Origin of the sequence: Acinetobacter bouvetii DSM 14964 = CIP 107468 (assembly GCF_000368865.1) — a bacterium.
Lineage (GTDB): Bacteria > Pseudomonadota > Gammaproteobacteria > Pseudomonadales > Moraxellaceae > Acinetobacter > Acinetobacter bouvetii.
Map to the genome: position 1 here is coordinate 106,865 of NZ_KB849729.1, position 25,444 is coordinate 132,308.

Below are 25,444 nucleotides of genomic sequence, written 5' to 3' on the forward strand. Positions count from 1 at the left end.
TGCCGGCTTGGCAAGACTACAGTTGATTGTATTTGAGTGATTTATGAAAATCTTACACATTGCGAATTTTGGTTTTAATAAACAGGGCGCCCATTTTTATTGCACAGACCGTAAAATTTCGGCTGGCTTAACTGAAAATGGACATTTTGTTTATGATTTCAGCTTCCGCGATATGGCGCGCATGGGCACAATTTTCAAAACGAAAAAATTAGGCGCCAATTGGGCCAATAAAGAAATTCTAAAAATTGTGAATAATCTAGAGCCTGATTTGGTGCTGATTGGCCACAGCGATTTAATGAGCCCCGCAGTGCTGAAAGAAATTAAACAGCAATTTCCGCAGACAAAAATTGCTTTTTGGTATGTCGATCCGCTGTATTTGGAACATAAGCTGGGTTTTGTTCGCGAGTTTTCACCGTATTTGGATGCAATTTTTTGTACAACGGGCGGGGAATATCTGCAGAAATTAAAGCAGCCGCATCTAAAAGTGGCCTATATGCCGAATGTGGGGCACCGCAATGTGGAAGTGCTGAAACAGTTTGAATCAGAGCAGATTAATAAAGAGTTTATTTTCTGCGGCGTGGTGTACAAAGAACCTGAACGCGAAAAATTCCTGAAAGATCTGGCGGCGACTTTGTCAGAGAATAAAGTTCAATATCAATACTATGGCTGTTTTGAACAGCCCGGCGTCTACGGCAAAGGCTATTACAAAGTATTGTCGGAAACCCGCATGGGGCTGAATTATTCACGGAAGAATGATGTGACGCTGTACAGCTCAGACCGTATTGTGCAGCTGACAGGCAATGGCTTGCTGACTTTCAGTCCGCGCATTCCTGGCTTTGACAAACTCTATACTGAGCAGGAAGTGGTGTATTTTGATGATCAGAATGATTTAGCCGCGAAAATTAAGCATTATGCGGATCATCCGGTCGAAGCGAAAAAAATTGCAGTAGCGGGCTGGAATAAAACCCGCAGCAGCTTTAATGGCCAGCGGATTACTCAATTTATGATTGAAGTGACTTTTGATCAGCCTTTGTCAGAAGCATATGAATGGGCGCACGAGGTGTACGCATAATGTGGTTTCTGTATGCGGTTGCCGGCTTAGCTCTTTTCGCGGCAGTACTTTATCTGCTGGGCAATTATACCTTTTGGCTGCCGCTGCGCAGCGCAAAATTGCCAAGGGTGGTGATGCTGCATCAAGTCACACCGCATGCAGAGGCGTCAGGCATGAATATGCCGCCCGCTAAATTTGAACAGCTGCTGCAATATTTAGTTAAAAAGAAGGCCACGTTTTGCTTTGTTTCTGAATTGGATCAGTATCAAGGGCAGCGCAATGTTTTTGCTTTATCGTTTGATGACGGTTTTTTAGATAACTATCAATATGCCTATCCGCTGCTGAAAAAATATAAGGCCAAAGCAACGATTTATTTAGCAACGCAAATAGAAGGCATTGAAAAATTAAATGCTGAACAGATTCGCGAGATGTCTGAATCAGGCGTGATTGAATTTGGTGCGCACACGCAGCATCATGTGAATTTGCTGAAACTGTCTGATGAAGATGCTTTTGCAGAAATGCAGGCGTCAAAGCAGGATGTGGAGGCGCTGGTGGGCCGCTGCCCAAGCTTTGCTTATCCTTTTGGCCGTTTTAATGAAAAGCATCAGCAGATGGCGCAAGAAATCGGCTTTAAAAATGCGGTGTCAACGCGCAAAAAAGTAGAAGCCTATACGGCAGAGAATCAATTCAATATTCCGCGCGTCAGTACGCATGGCGCCATGAATGCCCTGCAAATGCGCATTGCTATGGCTAAAGGACGCTATAAATTATGATTCCTTGCAGTGTTTATATTGTGACCTTGAATTGCGGCGCGTGGCTGCAGGATACTTTAGAAAGTGTCCGCGATTTTTCAGAAGTGATTATTCTGGACTCCGGCAGTACCGATGATACTTATGCGATTGCGCAGTCTTTTCCAAATACCTGGATTTCGCATCAGGACTGGCAAGGCTATGCCGGTCAAAAAAGCCTGGCTTTGGCGCAATGCAAGAATGATTGGGTGCTGAATTTAGACGGTGATGAAGTGCTGTCTCCTGAGTTAAAAGCAGAGATTGAGCGCACCATTCAAGCCAATCAAATTGATGCGTTAATCACGCCGATTAACGATGTGTTTTTAGGGGTGCCCAACAGCAAACACACGAAAAAGCATGCCAAAGTGCGCTTTTTTCGCAAAAGCAAAGGGCAGTATGACCTTGAAAATAAAGTCCATGAAAATGTCATTGTCGATGGGCAAAGCGTCAAAGCGGAAGGGGATATTTATCATTACGGCGAGTCGAGCATTTTTGTCAAAGTTGAAAAAAATAACCAGTATTCAGATTTAAAGGCCGCTGAAAAATTTCAAAAAGGCAAAAAGCCCAGCCTGCTGAAATTGAGCTTGGTGATGCCCGTGACCTTCCTAAAATCCTACTTTATCCGCCGCAGCTGCTTCAATGGCTGGCGCGGTTTTGTAAACAGCATGATTAATGCCTTCTATGCCTTTTTAAAAGAAGCCAAGCTGTTTGAACAGCATCAGAATGCAGCCAAGAAAAAACAGGGCAAGTCATGAAGATTGTGCAAGTTCTGGCAACCAGCGGCGGCATAGGCGGTTTAGAGCAGCATACCTTCAATTTAGCCAATGAAATGTCTTTGCAGCATGACGTGCATATTTTGGCGCATCCCTGCTATGCAGAAAAATTCAATCAACGGGTGCATTTCCATGCCGTTGATTTTGCCCGCAGCCGCTGGAATCTGTTTCTGCTTTGGCAATTAAAAACACTGATTAATCAAATTCAGCCGGATATTGTGCATGCGCAGGCGGGCAAGGCGGCGGAACTCCTGTCCAAAATCCGCAGCTGGCTGAAACCGGTAAAATTTGTCACCACCGTGCATGGCACAAAAAAGAATAAAGCGATTTATGCAGCAGGGGATGCAGTGATCGCCGTGAGTCAAGCACTGACACAAGGCATCCCTGCTGAAAAAGCGCATGTGGTGTATAACGGCGTGTATGCGCAGCCGGCGCTTTCGGCTCAGCAAAAACAGTCGCTGAAAGCAGAAATTTATGCACAGCATGCTGAAATGGACTGCACAAAAAAAATCATCATGTGCATTGGCCGCTTGGAGCCGGTTAAAAATATCAGCCTGCTGTTAAAGGCAATGCAGGGGATAGATGCCAATCTTTGGATTGTGGGGGACGGCTCGTTGCGTGCTTCCCTGCAAGCTCAAGCGGTGCAGCAGCAGGTGCAGCATCAGGCCGCTTTTTTAGGATTCCGTACCGATGCGCGTGATTTGATTCAGGTTGCAGATATAGTGGTACTTTCATCAGACCGTGAAGGGTTTCCGCTGGTGATGGTCGAGGCGCTGCAGGCGGATAAGGCCATGGCGTCTACCAAAGTGAATGGGGTGGTTGAGTGGCTGCCTGAAGCGTATTTGGCTGAAATTGGACAGGCGGATCAATTGCATCAAGCGATAGAAAATGCGCTGTCTGAACAGGCTGAAAGTGATTATGCCCCTTTATTTTCCCGTGCTAAGGATGAACTGACCGTGGCGGCAATGACGCAGCAAACGCTCAAAATTTATGAGCAGCTGCTGCAGCAAGCTTAACCACTCGAATTATTTTTTGGCTGACAGCCGGATAGCGTCTAGCACCACAAAATTTTCTTCGGCATTGATGGTGTGGCAGCCATCATCTTCAGCGTTCCAGTCTGGCAAAACCACTTCTAAAAGCTGTTCTTTGTAGGCAGTTGGACTGAGTTCTAAAATTTCTTTCAGTTCAATATTGCCGCCATAGCGCTTTAATGAGTCTTGGCTTGGACGGACCAGTTTGCCATTATAGATAAAGGGCTTGCCTGCCATGCGGAACTGCTGATGGCCCTGACACACCGGGTTTTGCGGATGCTCTTGCCAGTTGGGGGTGAGAATGTCTTCGGTAAAGAACAAATCTAAACGGTCGCCAAACTTTTTACAATTGCGCCGTGTCGATGTAAATAAGTACCACAGGCCTTCATGAAAAAATGGCGTCGTATCGACGGCTTCAATACTTTCCAAAATATTGGAATGTTTTTCCCATTTCAGTGGAAACTCAACACATTTCCACAGTTCAACCGTTCTCTTGGCACTGGTTTCTGGAATCATGTACCAGTCATTTTCCACTTTAAATACACATGGATAAGACAAGTGATAGTCCAGCTTGAGAATGGTTTGCGGTTCTGTATAGGTGCCGTCTTTAAAGATTTCCAAGACAGATAAAAAGCCGACGGGATGAACATCGTCGACTTCTTCAAAAAAAATGAAATGGCGGTTCTCTTCCTGTGCATAGAAACAGTCAGCAAAAGTGAATTTTTGCGGTGAATGAATTTCAAACAGGTTCTTGAGCTGTTCTTGGTGTTTCAGCGGCTGATTCAGCCAGCCAAAGCGCATGTACCAATGTGAATCAAATTTCTTGGCTTGCTGTTTTTGCTGGTGTTTATACCATTTTTTAAACAGGATTCTTTTCATCTTCAGTAAAATTATAAATAACTAACTATCCATATGATTCTACATTAGATATCATTTATATAGTTTATGCGGGCCGATATTGATGAAAATTTTTGTGATAAGTATTGAGGAGGATGAGTCCCTTCGATTGAATAACTTTATAACACAGCCTTTTTTTCAGCAAGGTGCTGTTCCTTATACAAAAGTTGGGGTAAAAGGAGGGGATATCCCGGTAAAGCAGTATTTTGAAATGGCCGTCAAAGGCCGCTCAGAGCCGCTCTCTCCCAGTGAATTAGGCTGTTCAATGTCACATATGGCTGCGTTAAAGGCTTTTTTAGAAACGACTGATGAATACGCTTTTATTTTAGAAGATGATGCATTAATTCCACATGATTTGACGTTTGGGCAATTAGAGCAAGAATTAAAAAAATCTAGTTTGCCAAATAATTTATTATTGAGTCTTGGCGGAATTCAGATGAAAGAGTCTTTAAAAGTGCGAGGAAAGATTAGAGACCAAAAGCTATTTAATCAAAATGTTTTAGAAGTCACGCCTCACTATTTTCATCGGGTTTGTGCTGCTTTTGCATATATTGTAGACCGAAAAATGGCAGAAACCTTGCTTAAGTACAATGCGCGTATTCGGAAAGCAGATGATTGGGGGTATTTATATGATTTTGATCCTACAACACATATTTTGATGACACATATTGTAGATCATCCGCCATTGGCTGTAGGTGAAACTGATGAATTAATCAGTAAAATTGAAAATGAGCGAGTGAATACGCCGGACTTGCCGCAGAGCAACTATGGTAAATTTTGGCCTAAAAATTTAATTAAACTAGTAACAACGCGCTATAAGAAAAGCGGATATTGATTTCTTAATATGCATGATTGCATTATTAAAAATAAATGAGGAATATTTTGGAAAAGTATTTAATTAGTATTGAAAATAAAAAAAGCCAGCGTTTACAGGCTTTTTTTGCTCAGAATATTTTTAAGCAAAATAACTTATCTTTTCATGTTTTTGGCGTAAAAGGTGCGGATTTACCGACAACGCAATATTTTAAATTAGCTGTCGCCAATAGAGAAAGACCTTTATCTCCGGCAGAACTTGGTTGCACATTATCTCATGTTCAGGCAATGGAACACTTTTTAGAAACCGATCAGCAATATGCTGTTTTTTTTGAAGATGATGCGATCCAAAAGTATGATTTTTCATTAGAACAGTTAGAGCAGGAAATGCTTAAATTAAACTTGGCTCCAAGTTTTTTACTAAGCCTAGGTGGGATTCAACTTTCATTCAGTGAAAAAGTAAAAGGGATGTTAATAGAAAATAAGCTTTTGGGAAAGAATGTACTGGCCATCCATCCTTATTATTATAAAAATTTATCTTCTACTTATGCATATATACTAGATCGTGACATGGCTAGAATTTTAGTTGAATATCATCAGCCTCCGCATGGTTGTGATCATTGGGGAGATTTATCAGCTTTAGACAATGTACCGCATTTATATGCGACATATTTGTTTGATCATCCTGAAATTGTGAGTGACCAGTCGAATAGTTATATTGAACAAGAGCGCGTAAAAGTTAAAGGGATTAAACAGAATAAAGCTCAACCGAGTTTATATTTACAGTTAATTAATAAGCTTGCACGATTACGCCTTCAAAAATATCATGATTAAAATGGTTGAGAAAGAATGAAATACTTAATTACTGGCGGCGCAGGCTTTATTGGATCTGCTGTCATTCGTTATATAATTAATCAAACAGAAGATGAAGTTTTAAATATTGATAAACTGACTTATGCAGGCAATTTAGAGTCTCTTATAGGCGTAGAAAATAATGCGCGCTACTCTTTTCAACAAATAGACATCTGTGATGCAGCAGCATTAGAACAAGCCGTTTCAGGCTTTCAGCCAGATATTGTCATGCATCTAGCCGCTGAATCACATGTCGACCGTTCAATCGACGGTCCAGCCGAATTTATCCAAACCAATATCGTCGGCACTTATACCCTGCTGGAAGTCCTGCGCAAATATTGGATGCCGCTGGAAGCTGATAAGAAAAACAGTTTCCGCTTTCATCATATTTCAACTGATGAAGTGTATGGCGATTTAGAAGGCACAGAAGATTTATTTACCGAAACGACTTCCTATGCGCCAAGTTCGCCATATTCGGCCAGCAAAGCCAGTTCAGATCATTTGGTGCGCGCCTGGCACCGGACTTACGGCTTGCCGGTGATTGTGACCAATTGTTCAAATAATTACGGGCCATATCATTTCCCGGAAAAATTGATTCCGCTGATGATTCTGAATGCTTTAGAAGGCAAGGCTTTGCCAGTCTATGGCAATGGCCAGCAAATCCGGGACTGGCTCTTTGTGGAAGACCATGCACGCGCACTCTACCGCGTTGCCTCGCAGGGACAGGTCGGTGAAACGTATAATATTGGCGGGCATAACGAAAAGCAGAATATTGAAGTCGTACAAACCATTTGCGCGTTGCTGGATGAATTGCAGCCGCGGGCAGATCAGCTTTCCTATGCATCATTCATTACCTATGTAACAGACCGCCCAGGGCATGACTTGCGCTATGCAATCGATGCTTCCAAAATTGCCAAAGAATTAGGCTGGAAACCCGAAGAAACCTTTGAAACCGGTCTGCGTAAAACCGTGCAGTGGTATTTGAATAATTTACAGTGGTGCCGACGCGTACAGGACGGCAGCTATCAGCGTGAACGATTAGGTGTGCAATCATAATGTCAATAAAAACAAAAGGAATCATCCTCGCAGGCGGTTCAGGAACACGTTTATATCCGATTACTAAAGGCGTATCTAAGCAGCTTTTGCCAATTTATGATAAGCCGATGATTTATTATCCGCTGTCTGTGCTAATGCTGGCAGGTATTCAGGATGTCCTCATTATTACAACACCTGAAGATAAAGACAGTTTTGAACGTTTGCTGGGCGATGGCTCGCAATTGGGCATCCGCCTGCAATATGCGGTTCAGCCGAGTCCAGACGGTTTAGCTCAAGCTTTTATACTTGGTGAAGAATTTATTGGCGGCAGCAATGTCTGCTTGGTGCTTGGCGATAATATTTTTTACGGTCAAGGCTTTACCCCAATGCTGAAGCAAGCGGTTGCGCGTGGACAAGGCGCAACTGTATTTGGCTACCAAGTAAAAGATCCTGAGCGTTTTGGCGTGGTTGAGTTTGATGAACAGCACCGTGCGGTGTCTCTGGAAGAAAAACCAAAGCATCCTAAGTCTAATTTTGCAGTTACAGGCCTGTATTTTTACGATAATGACGTGATTGAAATTGCAAAACAGGTGAAGCCCTCAGACCGCGGTGAACTGGAAATTACCACGGTGAACCAAATGTATCTGGAGCGCGGCGATTTAAATGTTGAACTGCTCGGGCGCGGTTTTGCCTGGCTGGATACCGGCACGCACAGCAGTTTGCTGGAAGCGGCGCAATTTGTGGAAACTTTGGAAAAGCGCCAAGGCTATAAAGTCGCATGCTTAGAAGAAATTGCATTTAATCAAGGCTGGCTAAGTAAAGAACAGATTTTGGCAATTGGCCAAAGCATGAGTAAAAATGATTATGGCCAGTATTTGATTTCTTTGGTAGATGATTAAAAATGCGCAATCCGATATATGTAACTCAGCCTTCGCTACCTGAGCTTGAAGAATTTATTCCTTTTTTAGAACAAATTTGGAAAAATAAAGTTTTGACTAATTGTGGTCCGCTGCATCAACAGCTTGAAAGCGAGTTATGTGATTATTTGGGTGTGGATTACATTTCATTATTCAATAATGGAACAATTGCTCTTGTCACCGCTCTGCAGGCCTTGAATTTGACAGAAGGCGAAGTCATTACGACGCCTTATACATTTGTTGCAACAGCACATTCAATTGTTTGGAATAAGCTTACCCCTGTTTTTGTAGATATTGATCCTAATACATCAAATATTGATCCTGCTAAAGTTGAGGAAGCCATAACGGGAAAAACAGTTGCGATTATGCCAGTGCATTGCTATGGCATTCCGTGTGATGTAAATGCATTGCAGAAGATAGCGAATCAGCATAATTTGAAACTTATATATGATGCGGCACATGCTTTTGGTGTAAAGCATCAAGGGCAAAGTTTATTAAATTATGGCGATGCGAGTGTTATTAGTTTTCATGCAACAAAAGTATTCAATACCTTTGAAGGTGGTGCAATAATTTGTCATAGTGCTGAAATGAAGCAGCGAATAGATCGGTTGAAAAATTTTGGTATTGTTGATGAAACAACAATTGAAGATATTTCTCTCAATGGAAAGCTGAGTGAAGTACATGCTGCCTTAGGATTGCTTCAGCTTAAGTCCATAGATAAAACATTACTTGCGCGCAAAAATATAGATGAGTATTACCGTGAACAGCTGGAAGGCATTGAAGGCATAGCATGCATTCAGCGTACTCTAGCTGAAAAAGATAATTATGCGTATTTTCCAATTATTATAACTGAACCTTATCCCTTAAGCCGTGATGAGTTATTCTGTGAGCTCAAAAAACAGAATATTTTTGCCCGAAAGTATTTTTATCCAATTATGACAGACTTGGAAATTTATAAATCATATCAACGTGATATGCCAAATGCTAAAAATTTGTCTAAACGAGTGCTTTGTTTGCCCATGTATCCGACATTGGCTTTAAATGAATGTAAATTCATTACTGATCTTATTAAGGATATAAAGTGAAGGATATTATAATTGTTGGAGCGGGGGGCCATGGGGTTGAAATGGTTTGGTTAGCTCGCCGATGTGGCAGGAAAATAAGAGGTTTTCTTGATAATACTCCAGAAAAACAAGAAAAGTATATTTTGGGTGAGAAAGTATTAGGTAAAATTGAGGAAAGTGATAATTATTTAGATTGTGAGTTTATTATAGCAATAGGCAATCCTCGAGCTAGAAAAAAGATAATTGATACTTTTTTTTCTTCTAAAAAATATCAATTTGCAACTTTAATTGATCCTACAGTTATTTTAGGAGAAAATATTATAATTGGGAGTGGTGCTATGATTTGTGCAGGGGCTATATTAACAGTTAATGTTAATATAGGCCAGCATTGTATCGTAAATATTAATTCAACTTTATCTCACGGAGTTTCTGTCGATAATTTTGTCACTATTGCGCCTAATGTTTCTATATCAGGAGACGTAAAAATCTGTGATTTGGCTGAAGTAGGTGCTAATAGTACTATTAGAGAGAAATTAGTGATTGATAAAGGGGCTATGATTGGTATGGGGGCTGTTTTGACTAAAAATGTCGAAAAAAACCATATTATGGTGGGAAACCCAGCTAAACTATTAAAGATTATAGATTAACGTATATTCGATTAATCTATTCATATGTTTATCTAAATTGAGATGCGAAAATCCTAGAACCGTAAGTTTAAAATTATGAATCAATTAAATGAAATAAAAGTTTCTGTTTGTGTCGTTGTATATAATCAAGAAAAATATTTAGCAGAATGTTTAAAAAGTTTAGTCACGCAACAAACCAATTTTAATTTTGAAATTATCGTTTCGGATGATTGTTCAACAGATACAAGTAGAAAAATTATCACAGAATACTCTGAAAAGTATCCATATTTAATTCGCCCTATTTTTAATGAACATAATTTAGGTCCGCATGAAAATTTAAAAAGTACTTATCAATTAGCTCAAGGGATATATATTGCGCATATGGATGGTGATGACTATGCATTTCCTGATAAGTTACAAAAACAATATGATATTTTAGAATCTAATATAGATTGTCAAATATGTTCACATTCTAGTGAGTTGGTGGATTGCACAAGCCAGTCAAAAGGGAACTGGCTTTATCCACAAAAAAAATATGAGCTATTTGATTTATATGCACAGCTGCCATTTTTTGCGCATTCTTCTAAAATGTTTAGAAATGACCTTAATGAAGTTTATTGGGATAATCTACATGAGAAGTTTCTTGATATTGAATTACATATTGAACAAGCATTAAAAGGGAAGATATACCACCTTAATGAGATATTAGGCGCATATCGAGTTGATGTGGGTATAAGCCGTATTGGGAAGTCTATTAATCCAATTTTACCGTTAGGAGTTATACGTGCATTCGATAAAGGTCTGACTATATATTCAGAAACAGCCCAAATAGATAAATTTAGAAAAATATATGCAAAAGAATTATTAAACTATGCGAGAAAATTCCTTTACACCGGTAGCGATTATGCTGTTTTCTGTTTATTAATTAAAAAATCTATTAATATTAAAATATTTTCAAGCCGTCAATTTCTCTTACTGCTATTAACCGTGCTGCCAAAATCGATTTATTCTCAAATGAAGTCTGATAAACGGTTAGATATATAATAGAGTGTAATTTTAGGAGGTAGCCATAATAGATAAGAAAGAAGTTATTCTTCCTTATCCGCATTGCCTTTTAACACCATATAAATCAATCCCACAAAGATCAGCAATGCGCCGCCCAAGCTGCTGACGCAGAAAATTAAGATACGGTTATAGGTGGTTAAATTGAACAGCTGATTGTCTACGATGTAGCGCATAAAAACCCATTGCACGACAGCAAAAATAATTAAGACAATTGCACGACGGCGAACTTCAGGACGCATAGCCATAGGGGAGATTCACAGCAAAGTGGAAAGTGGTGGCTATTATGCCACTGTTGAAAACGGTTCTCAATTGAATAAGAATAATCCAATTAAATTCAATTAATTAATAGTTTTTTAGTCAGCCCATGCCGCATGCATTTTAAATTTAATCATTGGATTTAAAGCTTAGTCTGGTTGTAAACATTAATATCGCCATAGCAATTTCTAAAGCGCTTGTAAGACCAGATATACTGTTCCGGAGCCTGATTGATTATGTTTTGCATAGCCGTGTTCAGCGCATCAACAGAAACCTGTAAATCTTTAGATAAAATATCATCAGATAAGCGCGTGCAATGCACATCATAACTGGATAAATCCTTATTGCGTATACAGCTTAAGCCAATGATATTGCATTGGGTTTTACTGGCAAGTTTGGAAACTAGTGTGGTTGATAAGGTCTTTTGGCCAAAAAAATTAGAAGGGATGCCGCCAGAAGCTTTGGGTAAATGATCAGGTAAAATAACGGTTAAACCGCCTTGTTTAAGATGCTTAAAAATAGCGCGGATGCCTGTTTCATCTGTCGGCACTAAAGTTGCGTTGAACTTTTGGCGCGCTTCCAGCAAGTAGCGGTTAACTCCCTTTAATTTTGTCGGGTTTATACATGATCATCGGCTGTGCATAAAGATTCAGCCAGGCATTCAGCAGTTCCCAGCAGCCAAAATGCGGCACCACAACAATCACGCCTTTTTTATTGGCCAAAGCATCTTTGAAAACAGATTCTCCATAAACATTTTTTAATAAATTCAGGCTGTACCGCGGCGGCATGCCCCAGCATTTCACAAACTCAATGTAGGTCAGACACTGGCTTTCAATGCTTTTACGGATCAGTTCGGATTGCTCATCTTTGCTGAGCTCCGGATAGGCGAGCTGAATATTAATTTCGGTAATGCGCTGAATGGATGAATTGAAGCTATAAAGAATGAATGCAGCAAAGTGGGCCATTGCCTGTAAAAGCCACAAGGGTAAAAGTGAAACCAGTTTGAGAAGGAAGTACATTGGCTTTATTTGACCCTGTCATTTGAATAATGATGGAGCTGGCGGCAATTTTAGCAAGAGACTGAATCATCTAAGACCGAAAAAAATCCCAAAAAGATAAGCATCTTAAGCGCAAAACTAAAAAGTTAAATCCATATAAAATATATGCGCAAAGATATACTGCGGAATGCATCATAGTGCAGATTATAAATTTAGCATTATCAAAATTGCTAACAGTGTATATATCAAGCAGGGAATGTCTTTCAAAATAATATTTAGCTTTGTGATAAAAAAAACCCTGCGCGATGGCAGGGTTTTCATATCAGCAACTAAGCAGCTAAATATTATTTAGCTTCTTCCGCTTTTGGCTTTTCACGTAAACGAATACCAAGATCACGCAATTGATTTGGTTCAACTGGCGCAGGCGCTTGAGTTAAAGGACATTCCGCAGTCTTGGTTTTCGGGAATGCAATCACGTCACGGATTGAAGTCGCGCCAGTCATTAACATGACTAAACGATCCAGACCAAATGCCAAACCGCCATGCGGAGGCGCACCGTAACGTAAGGCATTCAACAAGAAGCTGAATTTTTCTTCTGCTTCTTCTTCAGAAATACCCAATGCCGCAAAAATAGCTTGCTGCATTTCTAAGTTGAAGATACGCAGTGAACCGCCGCCCACTTCAGTACCATTCAATACCATGTCATAAGCAACTGAAAGCGCAGCGCCTGGATTGTTTTTCACTTCTTCAACGCTAGATTTTGGCAGCGTGAATGGGTGATGCACAGATGTCCATTTACCATCATCAGTTTCTTCAAACATTGGGAAGTCAACAACCCAAAGCGGCGCCCACTCGCAAGTTGCAAGTTTCATGTCGTGACCGACTTTGATACGTAAAGCACCCATTGCATCGTTTACAACTTTCGCTTTATCTGCACCGAAGAATACGATGTCGCCATTTTCAGCGCCAACACGTTTCAATAAATCAAGTACGATTGGCTCGATGAATTTAACGATTGGAGATTGAAGGCCTTCAATGCCTTTTTCAAGTTCGTTGACTTTGATGTAAGCCAAACCTTTCGCACCGTAGATACCAACAAATTTTGTATATTCGTCAATTTGGCTGCGTGGAAGCGCACCTGCGCCTGGTACACGAAGCGCAACAATACGGCCTTTAGGATCTTTTGCAGGGCCTGCGAAGACTTTGAATTCAACGTCTTGCATCATGTCTGCAACGTCAACCAATTTCAACGGAATACGCATATCCGGTTTGTCAGATGCATAATCACGCATTGCGTCGTTATACGTCATGCGTGGGAATTTATCGAAGTCAACGTTAAGAAGTTCTTTGAACATCTTCACAGTTAAACGTTCCATCAAATCCATAATGTCATCGTCACTCATGAACGATGTTTCAACGTCGATTTGAGTAAATTCAGGCTGACGGTCCGCACGTAAATCTTCGTCACGGAAACATTTAGCAATTTGGTAATAACGGTCAATACCGCCCACCATTAACAACTGTTTGAACAGCTGCGGTGATTGCGGAAGCGCATAGAAGCTGCCGTTAGATACACGGCTTGGCACTAAATAGTCACGTGCGCCTTCAGGAGTCGCACGCGTCAAGATCGGAGTTTCAACGTCTAAGAAACCATTGTCTTCGAAGTAGTTGCGAATCAGGTTGGTCAATTTAGAACGGAAACGTAAGCGATCAAGCATTTCTGGACGACGAATATCGAGGAAACGGTATTTCAGGCGCACTTCTTCAGAAATATTGGTATTTTCGTCATTCAATGGGAATGGCGGAGTTTCAGAAGCGGCAAGAACTTCAATATCTTTACCAAGCACTTCGATTTGACCGCTGGTAATATTTGCGTTTTCAGTGCCTTCGTAACGGCGGCGCACACGGCCTGTAATTTTTAATACGAATTCTGAACGTGATTTGTCAGCTGTTGCAAAAGCTTCTGGGGTATCTGGATCGATAACCACTTGCACAAGGCCGTCACGGTCACGCATGTCAAGGAAGATTACACCACCGTGGTCACGGCGACGGTGAACCCAACCGCATAATGTAACGGTTTGGTCAATTTGAGCTTCGGTTAAAGAACCGCAGTAATGAGTTCGCATCATAGCGTTAGAAATCCAACTATATGGGTTAAGGTCAGCGTATACGTAAACAGCGTACCGCTTTTATATAAAGGGGAAGATTATGCCTCTTTTTGGGCATTTTGTCACAAGGACTTCCGTTTAAAATACTATAATTACCCGCTTTTATCTGTTTGCATGCAAGTTATCGGGATGGCTTTGAAAAATATTTGTCGTTGCTTTTAGGATAGCGAAAATAAGGCTGCCTGCTGTAAACATGCCCAAAAATGCGCGGAAAAAATAATTAATAGATTTGCCGACATAGGCATATAAATCATGCACGAATGCCTCTGAATACATACTTTCAGCAAAATAGAAATAACTGGCAAGGCCCGCCAGCAGTGACAGTGCAGACAAAGCATGGACATAAATTTTGATATTGCGATGTACCGCCGACGGGCTGCGGTAATGCAAGTGATGGCGGTAGATCATCCAGGCTAAAATTGGAAGCGCCAGCGCGGACATTCCAATCTGCAGTACACGGTGCAGGGGATAAGTGTGCTGAAAGAGATGAATCGGCTGCATCAGAATATCTTTAAATGCAAAGGTGCGAAAATCGACATGCGTCAGGCCATCCCAAATCAGGTGTGTGGATGTGCCCACAAGCAGCGCCACGATGAGGCTGATGATAAAACCGCAAAACTGATTTAAGCCGTAAATTTTGAGCGGTTTGTTTAGGCCAGAAAAAGCGAACAGCATTGGGCGGTACAGGACATACCACAGCAAACATAAAATCATTCCCAGCATGAGGTTCGGAAAGATTAAACCCGACCACTGATGTGAGCCGTCATAATCAGCATTGGTAAATAAGCGGAACAGATCAGGCGCCATTGTCCCAATCGCTAAGGCGGATATTGGCAAGCGGCCGCCTGTCAGCTTGGACAGCGGCGGCGCAAGAACAGCATGAGAAATGGTAAAAGGCATTGATTTAAAAATGAATCCTGAGGATTTGAGTGAGCAGTCAGCTCAGCAGTGTAATCGATGCAGGTTCTGGGGAATGTTTTTTATTGCAAAATTAATGAAATGTTATATTATAACATTAATTTAAGAAGCAGCCTGTTTGAGCCCTGTCCATGTCCTTTGAAAATATCTTTAAAAAAAATTTAATCACTGCATCCATTCTTATGGCCACAGCGCCTTTTGCTTTTGCAGATAATGCTCAGGCTCAAGCGCAGCAGCTGGAAACCATTCATGTGCAGGCGCATCCGCTAGAGCAGACCGCAGCGGATTTTGCAGTTGCAGACAGTATTGTCAGTCAAAAAAAATTAGCTGAGCGGCCAGCAACCATTGGCGATGCTTTGGCGGGTGAATTGGGTGTGGCTTCTAATCAATTTGGTGCGGGATCCAGCCGCCCCGTGATCCGCGGTCAGGATGGCCCGCGGGTTAAAGTGCTGCAGCATGCTTCAGAAACCGCAGATGTCTCTGCGCTGTCGCCAGACCATGCCGTGACCGTAGATCCGATTTTGGCCAAGCAAGTGGAGATTATCCGCGGCCCATCGACACTGCTGTATGGCGCCGGCAGTGTCGGCGGTTTGGTGAATGTCACGGATCAGAAAATTCCAACGCACATGCCGGACCAAGGCTATGAAGGCCAGGCAGGGCTGCGCTATAACTCGGGCAATGATGAAAAGCTGGCGAGTGCAGGTGTAACGGCAGCCTTAGGCGATCAGTTTGCAATCCGTGTTGAAGGATCAAAGCGCAAAGCCAATAATTACATTGCGCCGGATTATGTGCATACGCATTCACATGAACATGATTTGGGCAATGGCGTGATCGAAGAACATGTCGAGCAGGTGCCGGAGCAGCGTGTAGACAATACTTTTGCAGAAGGGCAAACCGTGAATATTGGCGGTTCATGGATTCATGACCGCGGTTTTGTCGGCCTGTCTTACAGCCGCCGGGAAGATCAATACGGTTTGCCGGGCCATAGCCATGAATATGAAAACTGCCATCCGCATGGCGATGAACTGGATTGTCATGCGCATGCTGCAGGCGGTGTCCATGATCATGACCATGATGAGGAAGAGCATGGCGGGCCATGGGTCGATTTAAAATCTGAACGCTATGACCTGCGCACCGAACTGGCGGAACCGTTTAAAGGCTTTCAAAAGCTGCGCGCGCACGCCAGCTTTACCGACTATAAGCATGATGAAGTTGAAGAAAGCGAAGTCATGACCACCTTTAAAAGCCAAGGTTATGATGCGCGTTTAGAGTTGGTGCATAATCCAATTGCAGATTGGGAAGGCGTGATTGGCGCGCAGTATAACCGTCAAAAGCTCAATATTACGGGTGAAGAGTCATTGATGAACCCCAATACCACAGAAAAGTGGAGCGTATTCGGGCTAGAGCATAAGCAAATCGGCGATTTTCATGTGGAATTAGGCGCCCGTGCGGATCAGCAGAAAATTGATATTGATTCAACGCAAAAAGATTTTAGCGATTATGCGATTTCCTATTCAGGCGCTGTGAATTGGGCCTTTGCGCCAGATTATAAATTGTCATTTGTCGCATCGCATCAAGAACGCTTGCCTTTGGCACAGGAGCTGTACGCCAACGGCAAGCACTTTGCCACCAATACTTATGAGCGCGGCAATGAAAATCTGGGTGCGGAAAAATCCAATAATCTCGAGCTGGGCCTGCACTATGAAGCGGACAAATTGGATTATCACGTGCATGTCTACCATAACTGGTATGACAGCTACATTTATGCAGCCACGACTGACCAGCATGACAATTTCCGTTTAGTCGATTACACCCAGGATAAAGCCAAATTTTACGGCCTGGAAGCGGAAACCGGCTATCAAGTGAATGAGATGTATAAAATCGGCTTATTCGGCGATTATGTGCGCGGCAAAATTGACGGCGCCAATGCGCCGCGCGTGCCTGCAGGGCGCTTAGGCACAAAAGTCAATGCCGGCTTTGCCGATGGCTGGACCGGCATGGCGGAATATTATCATGTCTTTCAGCAGGATAAATTTGCTGACTATGAGCAGGAAACGCAAGGCTACAATATGGTGAATGTGGGCCTGTCCTATGCTGGGCAATATGCGAAGGGCAATGATTACCGCGTGTATTTCAACGCCAACAACCTGCTGGATGATCAGGTCTATTCACATGCGTCTTTCTTATCGAATATCCCTCAAATCGGCCGAAACTTTAGCGTAGGCGTTGAATTGGGTTTCTAAGTCTTCTTGATTTGGCTTGCAGCCGCAGGCCAAATCACAGAAATCCTCTTGAAAATTCGCATGATAAAACCTAGTCTGAGCTCATTGGATTAGGTTTTTTATTATGCGTATTATTGAGCGAATTCACAGCAAGTTAAATTGGTCACGCCGCCAATACTTTGGTGTTGTGATTGGTTTACTGGCCCTGGGCTATCTTTCTTCTGCAATTTATCAGGTCTATAAGCCCTTGCCGGAGGGTTTGAATTACACAGGCAAATTGAGGCATGCCAAGGTGCAGTTTACCGCGGATCAAAGCTATCTGGATGCCGAAGGCAAGCAGCGGCTCGATCAGCAGATTTTCAAGCAGATGCTGAGTTTGATTGATCAGGCGCAGACCACAATTGTACTGGATATGTTCCTGTTTAATCAGGAAGTTGGAAATTCTAAAATTAAGCATCAGGCGCTGATGCAGCAATTGACGGATGCGCTGATTGAAAAACGCAAATACAATCCGAATATCGAAATCAAATTTATTACCGACCCGATCAATTCCGTTTATGGCGGGGTATACGCTGAACAGTATCATCAGCTGCGCCAAGCTGGCATTGATGTCATTGAAACTGATTTAACGCCACTGCGCGCCTCAAATCCCGCATGGTCTGGCTTTTGGTATTTATGCTGTCAGGGCGTTGGCAACAATGCTGAAAAAGGCTGGCTGCCGAACCCCTTTGGCCGTGAAAAAATTACTGTCCGCAGCTATATGGATTTGTTTAATTTCAAAGCCAATCACCGCAAGAGCATCGTGGTGGATACTGCAGAAGGCTGGAAAACCTTAGTCACGTCGATGAATCCGCATGACGGCAGTTCGCGCCATTCCAATGTGGCGCTGACAGTGACGGGCAATACCGCCATTGATGTGCTAAAAACGGAGCAGTCTGTCGGCATCATGTCCAAAGCCAGTATGCCTGTGGTGATTATGGGGGAGTTTGAGGATGCAAAAGATCAGCCGCAAGTGCAGGTGCTGACTGAAAAGGCCATTTATGATGCCGTATTGAAATTAATTGATTCTGCGCAGCCCACAGAGCAGATTGATTTGGCCATGTTCTATCTGTCAGAACGCAAAATTGTCAAAGGCCTGATCGCTGCGCATCAACGCGGTGTCAATGTCCGCGTGCTGCTGGACCCGAATAAAGATGCGTTTGGCCGTCAAAAAAATGGCATTCCGAACCGTCAGGTGGCGTCAGAGCTGAATGATGCTGGTGTAGCGGTACGCTGGTGCGATACTCGGGGCGAACAGTGCCACAGCAAAATGATTTTGAAAACGGGCGCGCAGCAGGCGGAATTGATTTTAGGCTCGGCCAACTTTACTGCCCGCAATCTGAAAAACTATAATTTGGAAACAGATTTCCGGGTGCTCGGCAAGCCTCAAGATGCGGTGTTTAAAGATGCGCAGCAGTATTTTGACAGCTCATGGGCGAATTTGAATAGCCGTCAAATCAGTGTGCCATATCCTAAATATGCCGACGAATCGAAGCTGAAATATGCGCTGTACCGCTTTATGGAGTGGAGCGGGCTGTCGACGTTTTAATTTTTCCCTCATCCCAACCTTCGCCCAAAGGGAGAAGGAGTTCCCTCTCCTTTCAGGAGAGGGTTAGGGAGAGGTGTATTCAGCAATTTCTTAATTCTTCGGCTCAGGATTGGGCGGCAACATCTGATCTAAATCTTTGTCGCTGATTTTGTCCAGTTCATGCAAATCGGTTTTGATTTTCCATTTACTTTCATCTTCCACTGGATTGGGCAGGCGCGCTTCGAGCCAGTCACAGACCACGTCTGGCGGGAAATCGGCATGGTTGCATTGAATGACCCAAGCCAGAAACTCTTTGGCTTCACCATTCATATAGGGCGGCGGTGAAACGGGCAAAAATTGTGTCGGCAGGCGTTCATTTTTAGAGATGTAATTCAGGACATGCCCCAATTCCTGCACGGTTTGCCATGCCAGCGGGTGTTCAATATTAATTTGAAATTTGAACCACCAGGCCTTTTGGCCATCGGTGCCATAAGCATCAATTAAATTCTTCTGCACACTTGGAAGCTTGCAGAAATATTCATACAGCCGATCAAAACTCAGTTCTGCCACAATGGATGACTCAGTAACAAAAATGGCATTCTAGCATAAGCCATTGCATTTCTTAATTTGTCTGCGCCGATGAACAGAGTATTTCGCTGCTTTACAAAACTTTGCATTCGCTGGATTTTTATTCACTTTCTATCTTAAACTGGGGAGTAAAATAAAGCATAAATACTGTGTTTGGAGTTCCGCATGAAAGCAACAATTGCATGGGCTGCCGGCTGCTTAATGTTCTTAGGTGCATCCGCTTCAGCGATGGCGGAAAATCAATGGGGGAATTACCGCGGTGTGGATACTTCAAAGCAGCACCGCCCGCCATTTCATCAAAATGGCTACCCGAATGACCGTCCAAACTATCCGAACCGCCCGTATCCGGGCCGGCCGCCTTACCCAAACCGGCCCTATCCTCCGCAAATCAATAATGGCGTCAGCATTCACTATCAGGCGCCAACGACCATTATTCAAAACTCTCAAAGCTACAGCTGGGTGAATGGAGACCCGAATGTGGCGCATATTGAAAGCTCTACGCAGTCGGTCATTACGGATTGGCGCCGTATCGGGCTGCCTGCGCCGCCTACCGGCATGTACTGGATTTTTGAAAATGGCCGTTATGTTTTGGTGCCGAACCGTTAAGTTTTTTATAACCTCTCCCTAACCCTCTCCTAAAAGGAGAGGGAACTGTCAGATTCTAAGCAAGCTCATCATCCTGCGGGCGCGGGGTTTTGCCTTCTGGAAGCGGTTTGTCTGAATGCTTGTCACGGATCACCGATGGGAATGTCCATGACGCATAGCGGACAATCAAAATAGCGACGGCTAAAATTAAAATCGAGCCGGTAATAATCACCAGATCCATATCGGCTTTATGATCGTGCTGAATGTCTGAAATCAGCAGGCGGGTCAGGGCGGTAATGGCAATATAGATCAGGAAGCGCACAGGCATATGGTTGGTTTTAAAATAGATGCCCACCATCGCGCCGAGCTCTAAATAAATAAACAGCAGAAGAATATCATCAATGGTTGCGAACTGTTTCACCGTCAATATTTCAAACACGGTATGGCCCGCAGACCAAATGACCATACAGCCAATAATAAATAATGCGATGTAGTGAAAGCTTTCTACGGCAATATTGCCAAAACGGTCGAGGAGGGTTTCAATTTTTTCTATCTTGGGATCACGGTGGGTCATGTTTCCTCCTATTTTTCTTTACGGTTCTCATTCATTTAAACATAAGCAAATTTCATGCACATGAATAGGAAAAGATGTTTTTTTGATATAAAAATCATGTTTTTTAATGTTATGTTGTTGTGGTTTTACCAGTCTTGAGAATAAAAAATGTATTTGCCCGCGCATTTTCAGCAGGAAAATTTAACTGAGCTTTTTGACTGCATTGAAGCGAATCCATTCGCCAGTGTGATGGTGGTGCATGAGGGTGAAATTGAAGCCAATCATATTCCGCTGGAACTGGACCGTTCAGCAGGCGCAAAGGGGATGCTTCGAGGACATATTGCCAAAGCCAATCCCTTATCTGCTTTGCTGGAAAATGCGCTATCGGCTTATGTGATTTTTCATGCCGATCAAGCCTACATTTCTCCAAATTGGTATGCGGGTAAACAGGAGCATCACCGAGTCGTGCCGACGTGGAATTACCGTGTGGTGCATGTCAAAGGCATGATCCGTAAAGTCACGGATGAAAAACATTTGCGCGGGATTTTGGCGCGATTGACCCGCCAGCATGAAGCCGCTCAGCCTGTGCCGTGGAAAATGGGCGATGCGCCAAATGATTTTATAGCAGAGCAATTAGAGAAGATTGTTGCAATTGAGATTGAAATCGCTTCAATCATCGGCAAGTTTAAGGTCAGTCAAAATCGAAGCGCTGCAGATGCTGAAAGGGTAGCGAAGGCTTTGGAAACGTCAAATCCTGAAATGGCGGAGTCGGTGAGGAAGTTTTACCCAAAGGAATAATCATACCGTTAAAAAACGCCCGACGTATCGGGCGTTTTTTAACTTCGCAGACTTGGATGAAAATTAAGCCTGATTGGTGAAGTAATCTTCAGAGAAGTTCATGATGACTTCTGGGCCAGCTTTTATTTTGGTAATGCGCATTGCCAATTCAGGCAGAATGCGCTGTACAAAGTACAAGGCAAGCGACAGTTTGTTTTGATAGAACTCGCCGTCTTTATCTTTCGCTGCATTGGCAATGCGGGCAAACATATAAGAGAAGCTCAATAGGCCGACAGCATGCAGGTAATCTACCGCTGCAGAGTTAGAGAACTCGATGTTTTCACGCGCTGCAGACAATACATACTGCGTTACCGACTCTACTTCAGCCGCTGCATCTAAAGTCGCATCTTTAATAAAGTTTAGGTCAGCATCTAAGCCGTTGGTGAAATCACGGATTTCCTGAATATATTCCGCAATAAATTCGCCATTGCACTTAATGGTCTTACGGCCGATTAAATCCTGTGACTGAACACCATTGGTGCCTTCGTAAATTTGCGCAATACGCAGATCGCGAACACACTGTTCCATGCCCCATTCACGGATAAAGCCGTGGCCGCCAAAGACCATCTGTGCATCAATCACTGCGTCAAAAGCGGTGTCTGTCAAATATGCTTTCGCAATTGGCGTAAGCAATGCAACGCGGTCATTGGCTTTTTTTACCGCTTCAGCATCTGTAGAGAACTTGGTGATGTCCAGCTGCTGGCCGACATACACGGCAAATGCGCGTGACGCTTCATTGTTGGCACGGGCATTCAATAGCATGCGGCGTACATCGCCATGAACCAAAATGCTGTCCGCAGGCTTAGCAGGCGATTGCACACCAGACGCGCTGCGGCCCTGCAGGCGGTCTGTCGCGTACTGCGCCGCATTTTGGTAGGCAAATTCAGAAGCGCCTAGGCCTTGAATCCCCATCGACAGGCGTTCGTAGTTCATCATTACGAACATGGCTGCCAGGCCTTCATTCTCTTTACCCACCAAGTAGCCTTTGGCGCCGTCAAAGTTCATCACGCAAGTTGCAGACGCTTTGATGCCCATCTTGTGTTCAATTGAACCTGGGCCAGCCGCATTGCGTTCACCTAAAGAACCGTCAGCATTGACAAGGAATTTCGGCACGATGAATAATGAAATACCGCGTGAACCCGCAGGCGCATCCGGTGTTTTGGCTAAAACAAGGTGAATAATGTTTTCAGCAAGATCGTGGTCACCGCCGGTAATAAAGATTTTGGTGCCTGTAATATTATAGGTGCCGTCTTCATTGCGTTCAGCTTTGGTTTTAATAATGCCTAAGTCTGTACCTGCATGCGGTTCCGTTAAGCACATGGTGCCTGACCATTCACCTGAATAAATTTTTGGCAGGTAAGTTTCTTTTTGCTCTTGCGATGCATAGCTGTTTAAGGCCATGCCTGCACCGACAGAAAGCAGCGGGTAGAGCATGAATGATGGGTTGGTTGCGAACAGCATTTCGTCTGCAAGCACGGTCAGCATTTTCGGCATGCCTTGGCCGCCCCATTCTTCGTCAGCCGCCAAGCCAATCCAGCCGCCTTCCGCATATTGCTTAAACGCTTCTTTAAAGCCAGCAGGTGTGGTTACATTGCCATCGCTGTATGTTGCGCCTTCTTCATCGCCCGTACGGTTCAGCGGATGAGTCACATTTTGAGCAAACTTCGCCATTTCTTCAAGAATTGCTTCAGCAGTGGCGGCATCGACATGCGCAAGGTTTTCATTGGCTTGCCAGAACTTTTCTGCATTAAAAACATCATTCAAGATGAACTTCATATCAGCAAGAGGCGCGTTATAAATTGGCATAGTGTCACCTGTTTATTGTTTGATTCAATTCGGTCTAATACATGAAACTTCATGCTGTCAGACAGCGGAAAGTTAAATTTTGATATCTTTATAAAGAAAAAGGACTGCCAAAGCTATGACCGTCCTTTCTCTATTTCTGCACTGTTGAGTACAGTTTTTTGAATATTGTTCAGATATTCAGCTTAGAATGCGAAATGTTCCGCATCTAAAGACATCAACGGCTCTACACCGCCTGCAATCACGTCAACATGTGAGCGAACGCGAGGCAGGATTTTCTTGAAGTAGAAGCGTGCAGTCGTGGTTTTTGCGTTGTAGAAATTAACGTCAGTGGTGCCTGCAGCCAGTGTTTCCTGCGCCACAAGCGCCATGCGCGCCCAAAGGTAGGCAAGGGTTACATAGCCAGAGAAGTAGAGGTAATCGACTGCAGCAGCGCCGACTTCTTCCGGATTTTGCATTGCTTTCATGCCAATTTGCATGGTTAACTCACCCCACTCTTTATTCAGAGCAGCAAGCGGTTCAACAAATTCTTTCATGGCAGCGTTGTCTTTGTTTGCATCGCAGAATTTGTGAATAATCTTAGTGAAGTCCTTCAGCATTGCCCCTTGAGTGCCCAAAACTTTACGGCCTAACAAGTCAAGCGCTTGAATTTCAGTAGTGCCTTCGTACAAGCAAGAGATGCGTGTATCACGTACGATTTGCTCCATGCCGTGCTCTGAAATAAAGCCGTGGCCGCCAAACACTTGAACGCCGTGCTTCGCAGATTCAGAACCTGTTTCAGTCAAGAATGCTTTAGCAATTGGGGTCAGCAATGACAAAATGTTGTCCGATGCTTTGCGTTCTTCTTCCGTTGCGCCTTGCTCTACGATATCTGCATGAAAAGACAGCAGGTAAACTAATGCGCGCGCGCCTTCCGCAAATGATTTTTGCGTCAACAGCATGTTGCGCACAGCAGGGTGAACAATAATCGGATCTGCATCTTTTTCAGGCGCTTTCGGGCCAGAAAGTGAACGCATCGCCAAACGGTCTTTTGCATATGCAAGCGCACCTTGGAAGGCGCCTTCAGAAGCTGATAAGCCTTGAACAGCTGTGCCGATACGCGCAGTGTTCATGAACGTGAACATGCAGTTTAGGCCGCGGTTTTCAGGTCCGATCAGGAAGCCTTTTGCATTGTCAAAGTTAATGACGCAGGTTGCGTTGCCGTGAATCCCCATTTTGTGTTCAATTGAACCGCAGCGTACAGCATTGCGCTCGCCAATGGTGCCGTCAGCATTTAAATTGAATTTCGGCACGATGAATAGCGAAATCCCCTTGGTGCCTTTAGGCGCGCCAGGAAGACGGGCAAGTACAATGTGAACAATGTTCTCCGCCATGTCATGTTCACCGGCAGAGATAAAGATTTTCTCACCAGTAATGGCATAGCTGCCGTCCGCTTGCGGTTCAGCTTTTGAACGGATAATGCCGAGGTCAGAACCTGCATGAGATTCGGTTAAGCACATTGTGCCTGTCCAAACACCTGAAACCAGATTCGGCAGGTAGGCATCTTTTTGTTCTTGAGAACCATGATGTTCTAAAGTACGCACTGCGCCGTGTGACAGGCCTGGGTACATGCCCCAAGACCAGTTCGCGGTACCGACCATTTCTGAAATCACGTTGCCCAGCGAAACAGGCAAAGCTTGACCGCCGTACTGTTCTTCAGCAGAAAGAGACGGGAAACCGAGTTCGATATATTTTTGATACGCTTCTTTAAAGCCTGTCGGCGTAGTGACCACGCCATCATTCCAAGTACAGCCTTCGCGGTCGCCGCTTTGGTTGATTGGGGACAATTCGTTTTCACAGAAGTCAGCAGCAGCTTCTAAATATTGGTCAACCAATTCACGGCTTACGGTTTCCTGAAATGCAGGCAATTTAGAATAGTGCTCTTCTGCATTCAATAGCTCATGCAGTACGAATTGCATATCACGTAAGGGCGCTTTGTATTGTGGCATATCGGTTTCCTCAATACTGGTTTAACCAGTTTATAATCCTAAGAAACATA

Annotated in this window: 22 protein-coding genes and 2 pseudogenes; 15 read left to right on the forward strand and 9 right to left on the reverse strand. The window is 43.6% G+C overall.

Translation table 11 applies throughout. The annotated features are described in order from the left end of the window. The first annotated feature begins 43 nt into the window (after nucleotides 1–43). The 4 genes from F941_RS14185 to F941_RS14200 are packed head-to-tail and all read left to right on the forward strand — an operon-like array spanning nucleotide 44 to nucleotide 3,628. The gene (locus F941_RS14185) at nucleotides 44–1,072 is read left to right on the forward strand and encodes a glycosyltransferase family protein (RefSeq protein ID WP_005012653.1); all 1,029 of its coding nucleotides are present in this window, start codon (nucleotides 44–46) and stop codon (nucleotides 1,070–1,072) included. Beyond that, complete coding sequence (locus tag F941_RS14190) at nucleotides 1,069–1,824, forward strand: polysaccharide deacetylase family protein (protein ID WP_026253469.1); 756 nt, start codon at nucleotides 1,069–1,071, stop codon at nucleotides 1,822–1,824. The genes F941_RS14185 and F941_RS14190 overlap by 4 nt, the downstream gene beginning before the upstream one ends. Further along, the gene (locus F941_RS14195) at nucleotides 1,821–2,594 is read left to right on the forward strand and encodes a glycosyltransferase family 2 protein (RefSeq protein WP_005012665.1); all 774 of its coding nucleotides are present in this window, start codon (nucleotides 1,821–1,823) and stop codon (nucleotides 2,592–2,594) included. The genes F941_RS14190 and F941_RS14195 overlap by 4 nt, the downstream gene beginning before the upstream one ends. Next, a complete protein-coding gene (locus F941_RS14200) occupies nucleotides 2,591–3,628 on the forward strand; it encodes a glycosyltransferase (protein ID WP_005012667.1) in 1,038 nt (345 codons plus the stop codon). The genes F941_RS14195 and F941_RS14200 overlap by 4 nt, the downstream gene beginning before the upstream one ends. Here F941_RS14200 and F941_RS14205 read toward each other — a convergent pair. Then, nucleotides 3,625–4,522: pseudogene (locus tag F941_RS14205) on the reverse strand (glucosamine inositolphosphorylceramide transferase family protein). The gene F941_RS14200 and the pseudogene F941_RS14205 overlap by 4 nt on opposite strands. An 82-nt stretch (nucleotides 4,523–4,604) precedes the next feature. Between F941_RS14205 and F941_RS14210 the strand changes: the two are divergent. From F941_RS14210 to F941_RS14240, 7 genes are all read left to right on the forward strand, one after another. Then, nucleotides 4,605–5,375 carry a glycosyltransferase family 25 protein gene (locus F941_RS14210; protein ID WP_005012674.1) on the forward strand — a complete coding sequence of 257 codons (771 nt, stop codon included), beginning with the start codon at nucleotides 4,605–4,607 and terminating at the stop codon, nucleotides 5,373–5,375. A gap of 47 nt (nucleotides 5,376–5,422) precedes the next feature. Beyond that, nucleotides 5,423–6,187, forward strand: coding sequence for a glycosyltransferase family 25 protein (locus F941_RS14215; RefSeq protein ID WP_005012677.1), 765 nt, complete (start codon nucleotides 5,423–5,425; stop codon nucleotides 6,185–6,187). Nucleotides 6,188–6,202: 15 nt separating this feature from the next. Further along, a complete protein-coding gene (rfbB, locus tag F941_RS14220; RefSeq protein ID WP_005012679.1) occupies nucleotides 6,203–7,261 on the forward strand; it encodes a dTDP-glucose 4,6-dehydratase in 1,059 nt (352 codons plus the stop codon). After that, nucleotides 7,261–8,139, forward strand: a complete 879-nt coding sequence (gene rfbA, locus F941_RS14225; protein WP_005012681.1) for a glucose-1-phosphate thymidylyltransferase RfbA — start codon at nucleotides 7,261–7,263, stop codon at nucleotides 8,137–8,139. The genes rfbB and rfbA overlap by 1 nt, the downstream gene beginning before the upstream one ends. Nucleotides 8,140–8,141: 2 nt before the next feature. Continuing rightward, entirely contained in the window at nucleotides 8,142–9,242 is a 1,101-nt protein-coding gene (locus tag F941_RS14230; RefSeq protein ID WP_005012683.1) for a DegT/DnrJ/EryC1/StrS family aminotransferase, read from the forward strand. Next, entirely contained in the window at nucleotides 9,239–9,868 is a 630-nt protein-coding gene (locus F941_RS14235; RefSeq protein WP_005012687.1) for an acetyltransferase, read from the forward strand. The genes F941_RS14230 and F941_RS14235 overlap by 4 nt, the downstream gene beginning before the upstream one ends. Nucleotides 9,869–9,943: 75 nt before the next feature. Beyond that, nucleotides 9,944–10,891 (forward strand): glycosyltransferase family 2 protein, encoded by a 948-nt coding sequence (locus F941_RS14240; RefSeq protein WP_005012691.1) that lies wholly within the window; start codon nucleotides 9,944–9,946, stop codon nucleotides 10,889–10,891. 44 nt (nucleotides 10,892–10,935) lie between these two features. Here F941_RS14240 and F941_RS14245 read toward each other — a convergent pair whose 3' ends face one another. The 4 genes and pseudogenes from F941_RS14245 to F941_RS14260 form a co-directional block, all read right to left on the reverse strand. Further along, nucleotides 10,936–11,157, reverse strand: coding sequence for a hypothetical protein (locus tag F941_RS14245; protein WP_005012693.1), 222 nt, complete (start codon nucleotides 11,155–11,157; stop codon nucleotides 10,936–10,938). 152 nt (nucleotides 11,158–11,309) lie between these two features. Continuing rightward, nucleotides 11,310–12,186: pseudogene (locus tag F941_RS14250) on the reverse strand (lysophospholipid acyltransferase family protein). A gap of 323 nt (nucleotides 12,187–12,509) precedes the next feature. Next, nucleotides 12,510–14,294 (reverse strand): aspartate--tRNA ligase, encoded by a 1,785-nt coding sequence (aspS, locus tag F941_RS14255; protein ID WP_005012697.1) that lies wholly within the window; start codon nucleotides 14,292–14,294, stop codon nucleotides 12,510–12,512. 141 nt (nucleotides 14,295–14,435) lie between these two features. Further along, nucleotides 14,436–15,233, reverse strand: a complete 798-nt coding sequence (locus F941_RS14260; protein ID WP_005012699.1) for a DUF4184 family protein — start codon at nucleotides 15,231–15,233, stop codon at nucleotides 14,436–14,438. A gap of 149 nt (nucleotides 15,234–15,382) precedes the next feature. On the opposite strand from F941_RS14260, the gene znuD reads away from it, so the two are divergent. Together znuD and F941_RS14270 are read left to right on the forward strand one after the other, a co-directional pair. Then, nucleotides 15,383–17,494: a zinc piracy TonB-dependent receptor ZnuD gene (gene znuD, locus F941_RS14265; RefSeq protein ID WP_005012701.1), complete on the forward strand. Its 2,112-nt coding sequence runs from the start codon at nucleotides 15,383–15,385 to the stop codon at nucleotides 17,492–17,494. Between the two features lie 103 nt (nucleotides 17,495–17,597). Next, nucleotides 17,598–19,061, forward strand: a complete 1,464-nt coding sequence (locus F941_RS14270) for a phospholipase D family protein (protein WP_005012702.1) — start codon at nucleotides 17,598–17,600, stop codon at nucleotides 19,059–19,061. 90 nt (nucleotides 19,062–19,151) lie between these two features. Here the strand turns inward: F941_RS14270 and F941_RS14275 are convergent, their stop codons facing one another. Next, nucleotides 19,152–19,610: a hypothetical protein gene (locus F941_RS14275; RefSeq protein WP_005012705.1), complete on the reverse strand. Its 459-nt coding sequence runs from the start codon at nucleotides 19,608–19,610 to the stop codon at nucleotides 19,152–19,154. Nucleotides 19,611–19,793: 183 nt separating this feature from the next. Here F941_RS14275 and F941_RS14280 point away from each other — a divergent pair, with 183 nt between their 5' ends. After that, complete coding sequence (locus F941_RS14280) at nucleotides 19,794–20,234, forward strand: RcnB family protein (RefSeq protein ID WP_005012707.1); 441 nt, start codon at nucleotides 19,794–19,796, stop codon at nucleotides 20,232–20,234. 55 nt (nucleotides 20,235–20,289) lie between these two features. On the opposite strand, the gene F941_RS14285 is transcribed toward F941_RS14280, so the two are convergent. Continuing rightward, complete coding sequence (locus tag F941_RS14285) at nucleotides 20,290–20,787, reverse strand: phosphate-starvation-inducible protein PsiE (protein ID WP_005012708.1); 498 nt, start codon at nucleotides 20,785–20,787, stop codon at nucleotides 20,290–20,292. A 147-nt stretch (nucleotides 20,788–20,934) separates the two neighbouring features. Between F941_RS14285 and F941_RS14290 the strand changes: the two genes are divergently transcribed. Next, the gene (locus F941_RS14290) at nucleotides 20,935–21,564 is read left to right on the forward strand and encodes an FMN-binding negative transcriptional regulator (RefSeq protein WP_005012710.1); all 630 of its coding nucleotides are present in this window, start codon (nucleotides 20,935–20,937) and stop codon (nucleotides 21,562–21,564) included. A gap of 63 nt (nucleotides 21,565–21,627) precedes the next feature. Here the strand turns inward: F941_RS14290 and F941_RS14295 are convergent, their stop codons facing one another. Then, entirely contained in the window at nucleotides 21,628–23,409 is a 1,782-nt protein-coding gene (locus tag F941_RS14295; protein ID WP_005012712.1) for an acyl-CoA dehydrogenase C-terminal domain-containing protein, read from the reverse strand. A gap of 182 nt (nucleotides 23,410–23,591) precedes the next feature. After that, entirely contained in the window at nucleotides 23,592–25,394 is a 1,803-nt protein-coding gene (locus tag F941_RS14300) for an acyl-CoA dehydrogenase C-terminal domain-containing protein (RefSeq protein ID WP_005012714.1), read from the reverse strand. Between the last annotated feature and the right edge of the window lie 50 nt (nucleotides 25,395–25,444).